Raw genomic sequence first — 12632 nt, forward strand, 5'->3', positions numbered from 1 at the left:
TTGTCCCCTCTTTGCCCCCCTCCGGGCTTTTTCCCCCCCTGTTTTTGCTTCTGGTCATCAGGCCGGGGGGTTGTTGTGGGGCCCCCGCCCACCAAACCCCCCGCACGGGGTGGTCAGGCGGCGATGCGCTGGGCGGCGCGGTGCTCCGCCGGCACCTGGTGGCCCGGGGCGGAACCGGTGGCCGCGGCGATCGCCTCCTGCGCCTGCCTGGCCAGCTCGCGGCGGTCGGTGCCGACCAGCTCGGGCAGCACCACCAGCTCCACGACCAGGTCCCGCATCCTCGCCACCGCGAGGACCGAATCGACCAGGGTGGCATCGCCCAGGAAAGCCGCCGCGGTGGTCGGTTCCCCGGCGGCGGTCCGGAACCGCAGCGCAACCGGCTGCATCCGCACGCCCGCGTCGATGGCGGCCTGGAAGACGGCGGGCCGGAACCGCCCGGAAGCCCGCCCGCACCAGGTCGTCCCTTCCGGGAAGGCCCCGATCACGGCCCCGGCGCGCAACTCATCGGCGATGGTCCGGACCGCACCGGGCAACGCCGAGAGCCGGTCGCGATCGATGTACACGGTGCCCACCCGGCCGGCGAGCGGTCCCAGGAACGGCCACGACCGGACCTCGACCTTGGCCAGCATCCGCATCGGGTGAAGCGCCTGGAGCGCGACGACGTCCAGCCAGGAGACGTGGTTGCTGACGACCAGCGCACCGCCCGGCGGGATCCGCTCCCCGAACACGAGACCGATCCCCAAGGTGCGCAACAACATCCGGAACCACAACGCCAGCGCCCGATCGCGCCACGCCGCCCGCAACACCGAGAGCGCCAGCGCGAGGAAGCACCCGACCAGCAGCAACCCGGCGGTCCCGCCCAGCCGCAGCACCACCCGGGGCAGCCCGACCTCGGCCTGCTTGTCCCGTGGCGGAAGGCAACCCGGCCCGCACGGCGAGGCGGGCATCCACTGGCTCATGCCGATTCGCCCAGGAAGAACCGCAGGTAGCGCTGGTCGGCGCGCTTGAGGTCCAGGAGCACGAAGTAGTCGGCCACCCCGAAGTCCGGATCGTGCGCCGGGCGGCCGCACACCTGAGCGCCCAGCCGCAGGTAACCCTTGAGCAGCGGCGGCAGCGGCGCGCGCCCGGTGACCTCGAAGGGCTCCCAAGGCCGGTAGGGGTGCACGCGCTGGTCCTCCGGCGCGTAGTGCTTCGCCGACACCGCGTTCCAGACGTGCGAGGCCTGAACGCCCCCGTCGTCCAGCGCCACCGACGCGCAGCCGGCGAGCATCGTGTGGCCGTGCAACAGCATGTACCGCGCGATCCCCGTCCACACGAGGCTGACGACGGCGCCGTTGCGGTGGTCCGGGTGGACGCACGACCGGCCGGTCTCCACCAGCGAGGGGCGCAGCTCGTCGAGCGCGGAGAGGTCGAATTCGGTTTCCGAATACAGCATTCCGGCTGCCTTCGCCCGATCCGGCGGCAGCATCCGGTAGGTCCCGACCACCGCGCCGGAACGGTCGTCCCGGACGATCAGGTGGTCGCAGTGCTCGTCGAAGGAATCCCGGTCGACGCCGAACTCGCGACCGGTGACCGTGGCCCCCATCTCCTCGGCGAACACCTGGTAGCGCAGGCGTTGCGCGGCGTGCACTTCATCGGAGTCTCTGGCGACCAGCAGCGAGTAGTGGGCGTCGGCCGCCGCACTCGGTGCGGCGCTGGCCAGCAGCTGCGTCTCGGACATGCCGCAGGTGTATCGCCGCGCGGCGAACGCCCAACACACCAGTCGATGACACGGAGCAGGAACTTTCGGTGAATCCCAGGTGCGACGCCGGACCATTGCCCCGAACGGCCTCCTGAAACCCCGCCCGAACAGCAGATATTCGACGGCGTCACCCCGAGGAGCCGGACCCGGCGCGAGCGTCGGCTCCTCGGGACGGGCTTACGCGCCGACCAGCGGGATCACTCGCTCGATGATCGACGAAGGGCTGGGCTGGGTGGCCATCTCCTCCCTCACCTCGCGCGCCGCCGCGCGGAACGCGGGCTCGGTGAGCAGCCGCTCGGTCATCGCCCGCACCGTGTCGACGTCCACAGTGGCCGGATCGTGGGAGAGCCCCACGCCCCGGGCCACCACGCGCTCCGCGGACATCGGGTTGTCCGCGAAAGCGGGCAGGACCAGCTGCGGAACGCCGTAGTGCAGCGGCGCGGCCGTGGTGCCGGAGCCGCCGTGGTGCACCATCAGCGAAGCGGTCGGCAAGAACGTCGACAGCGGCAGGAAGCCGGCGGAGCGCACGTTCTCTGGCAGCGTCCCGAGATCGGCGAGATCCGCCTTGCCCGCGGCCAGCACCACCTCCACGTCCATCCCGCCGAGCGCCTCGATCACGGCCGAGAGGTTGCTGGTGCCGCTCATGACCGGCACCACGGTACCGAGGGTGACGCCGACCCGCGGCCGCTCCGGCCGCCGCAACGCCCACTCGGGAACCACGACCCCGCCGTTGAACGGCACGAACCGCATCGACCACCACGGGATGCCGTCCAGCGGATCGGGCTCGTCCGCGACGAGCCCGCCCATGCTGGGCGCGCGCGGATCGATCCGCGCGATCACCCGCGGCGGACCGCCGGGAATGCCGAGCTTGTCCCGCAGGGCAAGGGTGACGTCGTCATCGTCGTAGAGGTTGCGCCCGTTGCGGAACTCCGGGTCCCGCGACGACCAGGAAATCCGGTTGCCGACCTCCAGCACCGGCACCCCGAGCGCGGCAGCGGCCAACCGCCCGGCCGCGTGATCGGTGGTGTGCACGACGAGGTCCGCGCCGAACGCCCGGCCCGCGTCGATGGTGCCTTCGGTCATGGTCAAGGTGAACAGCCCGAACGGATTGCCCGACTGGGACACCTTCTCGTAGGCCTCGGACAACCCCGTGGCAGCGGCCACCCGCTGGACCTCGGGCGAATCCCCTTCCGACGTGATCCCGCGCAGCAACGCGTCCCACACGTCGTGCTCCGGGAAGACGTCCACGACGGGAAGCCCGGCCCGCGCAACGACATCGGGCATTTCGGCAGTGGTGGCGACCAGCACTTCATGGCCGGCGATCCGAGCGGCCCAGATCAACGGGACGATCGGCAGCATAAGCCCATAACCGGGCCCGGCGGTGAACAGTATTCGCACGCCCGCCGAGCATGCCACTCCCCACCAACCCCCGCACCCGATTTTCGAACCAGGGGAACCTTCCTGCCACAGACGACACCGAATGCGAGCAAGGGAACCTTCCTGCCACAGGCGCGAGAGCAAGGGAACTTCCCTGTCATCCGCCGCCCCTGGAACGCGGAGCAAGGGAACCTTCCTGCCATTCCCGAGCGCCCGGGCGCGAGCATGGGAACCTTCCTGTCACCTACCGCCGGACCGGCGCAACGGCGCCGACGATTAGATTCCGGGGTATGCAGCGAACGACGGACCACGTCGACCTCTACACCGACGGCGCATGCAGCGGAAATCCCGGCCCGGGCGGCTGGGGCGTCGTGCTGCGGTACGGCGACCACGAGCGGGAGCTCTACGGCAAGGACGCGGCGACGACGAACAACAAGATGGAGCTGATGGCGGTCATCGAGGGCCTGGCCGCGCTGACCCGGCCGATGCCCGCCGTGCGCATCTTCACGGACAGCACGTACGTGCTCAAGGGCATCACGCAGTGGGTGCACGGCTGGAAGCGCAACGGCTGGTTGACGTCGGCCAAGCAGCCGGTCAAGAACGCCGATCTGTGGCAGCGCCTGGACGCGGAATGCGCGCGCCACGGCGACGTGCAGTGGGAGTGGGTCAAGGGGCACAACGGCCACCCGGAGAACGAACGCGCCGACCGGCTCGCCTGCCAGGGCCGCGACGAAGCTCGCGCGGGCTGACGCGCAGAAGGCGGGCCGCACATGGGTGCGGCCCGCCTTCTGCGTCAGATCAGCTCGGGGATCAGCCCTTGCGCTTGGTGATCTCCTCGGTGAGCTGCGGGGCGACCTTGAACAGGTCACCCACGACGCCGAAGTCGGCGATCTCGAAGATCGGGGCTTCGGGGTCCTTGTTCACCGCGACGATCGTCTTCGACGTCTGCATACCGGCCCGGTGCTGGATCGCGCCGGAGATACCGAGGGCGATGTACAGCTGCGGCGACACGGTCTTACCGGTCTGGCCGACCTGGAACTGGTGCGGGTAGTAACCGGAGTCCACCGCCGCGCGCGAGGCACCCACCGCGGCACCCAGGCTGTCGGCGAGCTTCTCCACGACATCGAAGGACTCCGCCGAACCGACACCACGACCACCGGAGACCACGATGCTGGCCTCGGTGAGTTCGGGGCGGTCGCCGGCCTCGGCGGGCTGCCGGCCGGTGATCTTCGCGCCCGAGGAGGCCGGAACCTCCACGGACTCCACCGCCGCGGCACCCGCGGCCTGCTCGGGCTCGATCGCGCCCGGCAGCACGGTGATCACCGGCGTGCCCTTGGTGACCTTGGCCTTGGCGTCGTAGGTGCCACCGAACAGCGAGTGCGACGCCACGCCCTCGCCGTCGAGGTCCACGACCTCCGACAGCAGACCGGAACCGATGCGGATCGCCAGCCGGCCGGCGATCTCCTTGCCGTCGATCGACGCCGGTACCAGCACCGCCGCCGGCGACACGCTGCCCACCAGCGCGGCGAGCACGTCGACCTGCGGGGTCACCAGGAACTGCGCGGCCTCCGCCGATTCCGCGGCGTAGACCTTCGCCGCACCGTAGGCGGCCAGCGCATCGGTGAGCTTCCCAGCGGTACCCGGCTCGCCGACCACCACCGCCGACGGCTCGCCCAGCCGGCGCGCCGCGGTCAGCAGCTCGTGCGTGACCTTCTTGACCTCGCCGTCCACGTGATCGACGAGGACCAGAACCTCAGCCATGAATCAATGCCTCCTCGAAAACCCGTGAACGACTCAGAGCAGCTTCTCGCCGGCCAGGAACTCCGCGACGGCCACGCCGCCCTCGCCCTCGTCGGTGACCTTCACGCCACCGGACTTCGGCGGCTTCGGCGCGGACTCCACCACGGCCGACCCGGCACTGGCCAGGCCCACCTCGCCCGCGTCGATCCCCGCATCCGCCAGCGACAACACGGCGACCGGCTTCTTCTTCGCGGCCATGATGCCCTTGAACGACGGGTACCGCGGCTCGTTGATCTTCTCCGTCACGCTGACGACCGCCGGCAACGCGGCCTCGACGTTCAGGATCCCCGCGTCGGTCTCCCGCTCGATCGACACGCTCGAACCATCGGTGACGACCTTGCGCGCGAAGGTCAGCTGCGGCCAGCCCAGCACCTCGGCCACCATCGCCGGCACCGCACCCGTGCGACCGTCCGTGGCCTCGTTACCGGCGATCACCAGATCCACACCCTCAACGGTGCCGATCACCTTCGCCAACGCCCGCGCGGTCGACGGCGCGTCCGTGCCGTGCAACGCCTCATCAGAGAGGTGCACCGCCTTGTCCGCACCCATCGACAACGCCTTGCGAATCGCATCCGTAGCGCGATCCGGGCCCATGCAGACGACGGTCACTTCGCCGCCCTGAGCCTCCTTGATCAACAGCGCTTCCTCCACCGCGCGCTCGTTGATCTCATCCAACACCGCATCGGCCGACTCGCGATCCAACGTGTGATCCGCCGCAGACAGCTTCCGCTCGGAATACGTGTCGGGCACCTGCTTGACCAGGACGACGATGTTCATGGGCCCTCTTCGACCTCCTGCGGACAGACGACGCTCGCTGGTCCTCCAGCGGCTTTGCTTGTGGACCCGGCGCTGTTTTGTCCGGGTAGGTTGACCTTGCCACGTCCCTGTTCGAAAAGCACAGTGACGCCAACCACCCGGAATGTTACTAGCCGGTAGCACCGGTGCAACCAGGCCCCTGGAGTGACGGTACTCACCTCGCCGTACCTCAGAACGCCGGGTGCCGGTGACGGTATTTCCGCCGGGGCACGCACGCCGACCGGCTACCAATTAGTAGCCTGGCCCGCATGAGGCAACGCGTCGCCATCGTGACCGACTCGACGGCTTCCATACCGCACGACGTCGCCGAACAGCTGGGCATCTCCATCGTCCAGCTGGAACTCAAGGTCGGCGACGAGTACAACGACGAGCGCCGGGTGCCGCACTCGACGCTGGCCCAGGCGATGCGCGACGGAATCCCGGTGGCGACCGGCGAACCGCCACCGCCGGCCTTCTTCTGGAACTACACGGACGCCGCGTCCTCCGGCGCCGAGGCGATCATCTCCATCCACATCTCCGAAGGACTGTCCCGGACCTGCCAGTCGGCCCGCGCCGCCGCGGCGGAGATCGGCATCCCGGTCTACGTGGTCGACTCCCGGCTGGTCGGACTCGGCCTCGGCTTCCCGGTGATGGCCGCGGCCGAAGCCGCCATCTCCGGCGCGACCCCGCAGGGCGTGATGAGCGTGCTGGACCGGCGCCTGCGCACCACGACGCAGCTGCTCTACGTGGACACCCTGGAATACCTGCAGCGCGGCGGCCGGATCGGGCGCGCGCAGGCCTGGCTCGGCCAGACCCTGTCGATCAAGCCGGTGCTCGTCCTCAAGGAGGGCATCATCGACCAGCTGACGAAGGGCATCGGGCCGGACCGGGCGCTCAAGAAGGCGGTCGCGAACGCGGTCCAGCGAGCCGGCAGCGGACCGGTCGACGTCGGCGTCGAGCACTTCCAGTTCGCCGACCGAGCTCAGCGCGTGCTGGACGACCTGCGGTCCCAGCTGCCCCAGATCCGCCGCGTCACCTTGGAGGAGACGAGCGCGGTCCTGGGCGCCCACGCGGGGCCGGGCGCATTGGGCGTGACCGTCTCTCCCGCTACCTGAGCGGCACGGCAGCGCTCCGCCGCGTTCGCCGCCGAGTTCGCGGCGGACGCGGATCTTCCCCATTCCCAACGGGTTTTCCGGCTGCGGCCGCGCACGAGAAGCCGAAACCGCGATCTCGCAGCGGGTTCCACCCCGTCGAGTGATGCGAACGACAGTTCGAGCGCGAATACTCGATGTTGGGCGGCCTGAGGCGCCTTCTCCGAAACTCCGTTCCTGCAAAGCCTTCGCCGAACACGACTTCGCAAAGCACCCGGCTTGCGGGCACACGGCGGCGGCCTTTGCAGGCGCATGACCTTGCAGAGCACGGTTTTTCGGGGATCACGGCCGTTCGAGCACGCAATTCCCGATGAATCACGCGAGCTCGAAAACGGTCGCGCCTCGGATGCACCGAACCAGGCCGACCGGTCGCGGTGCCCACCCGACGCACCAGTTCGCACCCCGGAGGGAACAGCCATGCACGTCACGGCCGTGCTCAAGCACTTGCCCGGCTCGCCGGCAGTCGCGGCGAGCGCCGGATCAGCGCTCCAACTTGTCCATCGCGCGGTGGATGCGCTTCACCGACACCGGCTGCGACGTGCCGAGCGTCTGCGCGAAGAGGCTCACCCGCAGCTCCTCGATCAGCCACCCGATCTGCCGCAGGGATTCGCCCGGGGCGCGCCCCGGCGGAAGGTCCGCCAGCATGTCCCGGTAGCGCTGCTCGACCTCGTCCACCTGCTGCATCCAGTCCCGGTCGCGCTGCGGATGGTGCTGCAGCTTGTCCAGCCGCTGCTCGATCCCGCGCAGGTAGCGCGTCAGATCGGACAGCCGCGCGAAACCGGTCCCGGTCACGAAGCCGGGGTAGAGCAGCCCGCCCAACTGGTCCTGGATGTCGGCGAGCGCGGCGGGGTTCAGGTTCCGGGGCTGGTCGGCCAGCAGCGTCTCCACCCGCTGCGCCGCCATCAGCACCTGTTCCACTTTGGACACCGCGTCGACGGTGACCTCGCCCAGCCGTGCCCGGACCTTGGCCTGCAGGGAATCGTAGGCAGCCTGGTCCCACACCGGGCCGCCGTAATCCGCCATCAGCTTGTCGACGGCGCAGCTCACGCAGTCGTCGAGCACGGCGGCGAGGTCGCCGTACCGGCTGCTGCCCAGCACGAGCCGGGCGGTGCTGCTCATCCCGCGCTGGATAGACTTCACCGGCGACGGGAGGTTCAGCAGCAGCATTCGCCGGGTGCCGTCCCACAGCGCCTGCCGCTGCTCCTCCTCGGTGTCGAACATCCGCACCGCGACGCTGTCCTGCTCGTCCACCAGTGCCGGATACGCCTTCACCGCGTGGCCCGAGCGCTGCTGCTCGAAGGTGCGAGGCAACGAGCCGAAGCTCCAGGAGCGCAGCCCGCGCTGCTCGACGTCGTCGGCGGCGGCGGAGATCTCGGCGCGGAGCTTGGGTTTGAGCCGCTGCTTGAGCGACTCCAGGTCCTTGGACTCGGCGAGCTTGCGGCCCTTGCCGTCCACCACGCGGAAGGTCATCTTCAGGTGCTCCGGCACCCGCTCGAGGTCCCATTCGGAGCGCGACACGGCGACACCGGTCATGCCCTGGAGCTGTCGTTGCAGGGCGTCCAGCAGCGGGCCCTCCGGCGAGGGCATCCGGGACAGCGCAGCCTTGGCGAAGTCCGGAGCCGGGACGAAGTTCCGGCGCACGTTCTTCGGCAACGACTTCAGCAGGGCCGTCACGACTTCCTCGCGCAGGCCGGGGATCTGCCAGTCGAAACCATCCGGTTCGATCTGGTTGAGCACCGCCAGCGGGATGTGCACGGTCACGCCGTCCGCGTCAGCGCCGGGCTCGAACTGGTACGACAGCGGCAGCCGGTGCCCGCCCTGCGCCCAGAAGTCGGGGTAGTCCTGGTCGCTGACCGCCGCCGATTCCTGGTTGATCAACATCGACTTCTCGAAGTTGAGCAGGTCCGGCTGCTCCTGGCGGGCCTTCTTCCACCACGAGTCGAAGTGCCTGCCGGAGGCGACGTCGGCGCCGATGCGCTGGTCGTAGAACTCGAACAGCGTCTCGTCGTCGACCAGGATGTCGCGCCGCCGGGCCCGTTCCTCGAGGTCCTCGACCTCGTCGAGCATCGCCCGGTTCTCGTGGAAGAACGCGTGCCGGGTGTCCCAGTCGCCCTCCACGAGCGCGTGCCGGATGAACAGCTCCCGGCTCAGCCCCGGGTCGATGCGCCCGTAGTTGACCTTGCGGCCGACCACCAGAGGAACGCCGTAGAGCGTGACGCGCTCGACGGCGACCACCGCGGCGCGGTCCTTCTCCCAGTGCGGTTCGCTGTAGCTGCGCTTGACCAGGTGCTGCGCGAGCTGCTCCACCCAGTCCGGTTCGATGCGGGCGGCGATGCGCGCCCAGAGGCGGGAGGTCTCCACCAGCTCCGCCGCCATCACCCAGCGCGGCGGCTTCTTGAACAGCGACGAGCCGGGGAACACGGCGAACCTGGCGTTGCGCGCGCCCTGGTACTCGTTCGAACCGCGCCCGGGCTGCCCCGGCTTCTTCTCGGTCTTCTTCTCGACATCCTTGAGACCGATGTGCGACAGCAGGCCGGCCAGCACCGACTGGTGGATCCGCGACGCTTCGGCCTGCTCGTCGCCGAGCGTCATGCCCATCGACTTGACCATCTGCCGCAGCTGGCCGTAGAGGTCCTGCCACTCGCGGACCCGCAGGTAGTTGAGGAAGTCGGTCCGGCACAGCTTCCGGAACTGGTTGGAGGACAGTTCCTTCTGCTGGGTGCGCAGGTACCGCCACATGTTGAGGTAGGTGACGAAGTCGGACTCGGCGTCCTTGTCGACGAAGCGCGCGTGCTTCTGGTCGGCGGCCTGCTGCTTGTCCGCGGGTCGCTCGCGGGGGTCCTGGATGGACAGCGCGGCGGCGATCACCAGCATGTCGCGCACGCAGCCGTTGCGCTCCGCTTCGAGCACCATCCGCGCGATGCGCGGGTCGATCGGCAGCTGGGCGAGCTTGCGGCCGACCGGGGTCAGCCGCTTGTGCAGCTCGGTCTTCGACCGGTCCAGGGCACCGAGCTCGTGGAGCAGGTTGACGCCGTCGGTGATCTGGCGGCGGTCCGGCGGCTCCAGGAACGGGAACGACTCGATCTCGCCCAGCCCCAGCGAGGTCATCTGCAGGATGACCGAGGCCAGGTGGGTGCGCAGGATCTCCGGGTCGATGAACTCCGGGCGGGACTCGAAGTCCTCCTCGGAGTACAGCCGGACGCAGATGCCTTCGGAAACCCGGCCGCAGCGACCCTTGCGCTGGTTCGCCGAGGCCTGCGAGATCGGTTCGATGGGCAGCCGCTGCACCTTCGTCCGGAAGCTGTACCGGGAGATGCGCGCGGTGCCGGGGTCGATGACGTACTTGATGCCCGGCACCGTCAGCGAGGTCTCGGCCACGTTGGTGGACAGCACGATCCGGCGGCCGGAGTGCGGTTGGAACACGCGGTGCTGCTCGGCGGCCGTCAACCGCGCGTACAGGGGCAGCACCTCGGTGTTGCGCAGGTTCTGCTGCTTCAGCGCGTCGGTGGCGTCCCGGATCTCCCGCTCACCGCTGAGGAAGACCAGGATGTCGCCGGGCCCTTCCGCGCAGAGCTCGCCCACGGCGTCGCAGATGGCCTGCGTCTGGTCGCGGACGACGTCCTCGTTCTCGTCGGAGTCGTCCAGCAGCGGGCGGTACCGGACCTCGACGGGATAGGTGCGCCCGGAGACCTCGATCACCGGCGCGTCGTCGAAGTGCCGCGAGAAGCGCTCCGGGTCGATGGTGGCCGAGGTGATGATCACCTTCAGGTCGGGGCGGCGCGGCAGCAGCTGCTTGAGGTAGCCGAGGATGAAGTCGATGTTCAGGCTGCGCTCGTGCGCCTCGTCGATGATCAGCGTGTCGTAGCGCCGCAGCAGCCGGTCGTGCTGGATCTCGGCCAGCAGGATGCCGTCGGTCATCAGTTTGACCAGGGTGTCGGTGCCGGCCCGCTCGGTGAAGCGCACCTGGTAGCCGATGGCGTCGCCGAGCTCGGTGTCGAGTTCCTCGGCGACGCGTTCGGCGACGGTGCGGGCGGCCAGCCGCCGGGGCTGGGTGTGCCCGATCAGGCCCTGGATGCCGCGGCCCAGCTCCAGGCACATCTTCGGCAGCTGCGTCGTCTTCCCGGAACCGGTCTCACCTGCGACGATGACGACCTGGTTGTCGCGGATGGCCGCGAGCAGGTCGTCCCGGCGCTGGCTGACCGGCAGCGCCTCCGGATAGCTGATCTCGGGCACGTTCGCGCGGCGCTGCTCGATCCGCCGCTCCGCGGCCTCGATGTCGCCGGTGATCTCCGCGGTCACGGCCGCCAGGGCCTGCCGGTCGCGGATCTTGCGGGCGCCCTCGATGCGACGACGCAGCCGACGCTGGTCGTGCAGCATCAGCTCGGACAACCGTTCGCGCAGATCGACGAGCGGAGATTCAACAGACGACGTACCCATACTTCGCCCAAGCATAGAGAAGACGCCCCACCGACTGCCTCTGGTTTTCGGCACGCTCACAGCGCGCCCTCCCGGAGGGGGAAATCGAGTGACCTAGCGCACTCAGGTGCGCTCGGCGTGGCACAGGTACGCCATCGCGGTGTCGCCGACCCTGGTCAGCACCACGGTGGCTTCCTGCGAGCCCTTGAGCTTGAGGCGGCGGCGCAGCGCATCCGGATCCACGTCGACACCGCGGACCAGGATCTCCAGCCTGCCCACTTCGTGCCTGCGCAGCAGGGCGCGCAGCGACTTCTCGTTGTAACGGCAGTGCTCGAAGACCCGGAAGGCGCGGACGCCCGGGGGAGGCTCGTCGCCGGTCAGGTAGGCGATGTGCGGGTCGAGCTGGGCGAGCCCGTGCCGCGCGGCGTAGTGCCGGACGAGCCCGGCGCGCACCACGGCGCCGTCCGGGTCCACGATCCACTGCCGGACCTCGACTGCGGGGCAGTCGTCCGGCTCCGCGTCGGTGATCGCCCACCCGGTGCCGTCCGGCCGCAGCACCGTCGCCCGCCGCCGAACCTGCGGATCCGCCAGCCCGCCGAACCACAGCGCGGCCTCCCGAACCTGCCCGGCCAGCGACACCACCTCGGCCTCGGCGGCGTCCGGGACCGCTGCGAAATCCAGACCAGGGGCGCACTTCACCACGAGATCGCGGCCAGCGTAGACGTCGAGCAGGTCGTCCAGCGGCGGGACGAGATCCGCTGGGTTCCAGCGACGCCGGCCGGCGTCGTCCCGGCGCGCCGGGTCCGCGACAACGGCCGTGCCGCGGGTCACCGGGCGCAGTGCGTCGGCTTCCACGAGCGCCACCGACCGCTCGGAAACCGCGAGGTTGTGCTGGGCCATGGCCAACCGGACTCGATCGAGGTCGGAGCCCACGCAGCGACGAGCGACGGCGGCCAACGCGGCCAGATCCGCCCCGATGGAGCAAGTCACGTCGTGCACGTCGCGCCCGGCCAGCCGTTGCGCGCGATGCCGCGCCACCACGCTCGCCGTCGCCTGCTGCAGCGCCGGATCGGTGAACAACCAGCCGGCGGGGTCGTCCAATTTGGACTCCGCCTTGCGCCGCAGCACGGCCGTCTCCAACGCGGCCGCCGCGAACCGCTCGCCGACGAGCTTGCGAGCGGCGGCGACGTCGTTGAGCCGCGTCGAATTGGTCAGCGCGAGCCAGGAAAGCTCGGCGACGGCATCCCGTCCGGCCGCCGAGCGCAGGAACGCGACATCATCGAGATCGAAGCCGTACCCCACCAGAACTCCTCAACGCCGTCGCCGGAACCGCGCTCCGGCAACGGAAGCGC

General features: G+C 69.8%; 9 protein-coding genes. 2 read left to right on the top strand and 7 right to left on the bottom strand.

Annotated features, from left to right (window positions below; translation table 11 throughout):
- Window positions 1-113: 113 nt before the first annotated feature.
- From ACWEV3_RS32815 to ACWEV3_RS32825, 3 genes are all read right to left on the bottom strand, one after another.
- Window positions 114-959 (bottom strand): lysophospholipid acyltransferase family protein, encoded by an 846-nt coding sequence (locus ACWEV3_RS32815; RefSeq protein WP_452617599.1) that lies wholly within the window; start codon window positions 957-959, stop codon window positions 114-116.
- Window positions 956-1720 (bottom strand): GNAT family N-acetyltransferase, encoded by a 765-nt coding sequence (locus ACWEV3_RS32820; protein WP_452617600.1) that lies wholly within the window; start codon window positions 1718-1720, stop codon window positions 956-958. Before ACWEV3_RS32820 ends, ACWEV3_RS32815 begins: the two co-directional genes overlap by 4 nt.
- 198 nt (window positions 1721-1918) lie before the next feature.
- Window positions 1919-3100 carry a nucleotide disphospho-sugar-binding domain-containing protein gene (locus ACWEV3_RS32825; protein WP_452617601.1) on the bottom strand — a complete coding sequence of 394 codons (1182 nt, stop codon included), beginning with the start codon at window positions 3098-3100 and terminating at the stop codon, window positions 1919-1921.
- A gap of 308 nt (window positions 3101-3408) precedes the next feature.
- Between ACWEV3_RS32825 and rnhA the strand changes: the two genes are divergently transcribed.
- Window positions 3409-3867: a ribonuclease HI gene (rnhA, locus tag ACWEV3_RS32830; RefSeq protein WP_452617602.1), complete on the top strand. Its 459-nt coding sequence runs from the start codon at window positions 3409-3411 to the stop codon at window positions 3865-3867.
- Between the two features lie 61 nt (window positions 3868-3928).
- On the opposite strand, the gene ACWEV3_RS32835 is transcribed toward rnhA, so the two are convergent.
- Both ACWEV3_RS32835 and ACWEV3_RS32840 read right to left on the bottom strand, forming a co-directional pair.
- Window positions 3929-4879: an electron transfer flavoprotein subunit alpha/FixB family protein gene (locus ACWEV3_RS32835; protein WP_452617603.1), complete on the bottom strand. Its 951-nt coding sequence runs from the start codon at window positions 4877-4879 to the stop codon at window positions 3929-3931.
- Window positions 4880-4912: 33 nt separating this feature from the next.
- A complete protein-coding gene (locus tag ACWEV3_RS32840; protein WP_452617604.1) occupies window positions 4913-5695 on the bottom strand; it encodes an electron transfer flavoprotein subunit beta/FixA family protein in 783 nt (260 codons plus the stop codon).
- Window positions 5696-5982: 287 nt separating this feature from the next.
- Between ACWEV3_RS32840 and ACWEV3_RS32845 the strand changes: the two genes are divergently transcribed.
- Window positions 5983-6828 carry a DegV family protein gene (locus ACWEV3_RS32845; RefSeq protein WP_452617605.1) on the top strand — a complete coding sequence of 282 codons (846 nt, stop codon included), beginning with the start codon at window positions 5983-5985 and terminating at the stop codon, window positions 6826-6828.
- Between the two features lie 516 nt (window positions 6829-7344).
- Here ACWEV3_RS32845 and hrpA read toward each other — a convergent pair.
- Both hrpA and ACWEV3_RS32855 read right to left on the bottom strand, forming a co-directional pair.
- Window positions 7345-11301 (bottom strand): ATP-dependent RNA helicase HrpA, encoded by a 3957-nt coding sequence (gene hrpA / locus ACWEV3_RS32850; RefSeq protein ID WP_452617606.1) that lies wholly within the window; start codon window positions 11299-11301, stop codon window positions 7345-7347.
- A gap of 102 nt (window positions 11302-11403) precedes the next feature.
- Window positions 11404-12582, bottom strand: coding sequence for a THUMP-like domain-containing protein (locus ACWEV3_RS32855; protein WP_452617607.1), 1179 nt, complete (start codon window positions 12580-12582; stop codon window positions 11404-11406).
- Window positions 12583-12632: the final 50 nt, after the last annotated feature.

This window comes from Saccharopolyspora sp. NPDC003752, from assembly GCF_053605825.1.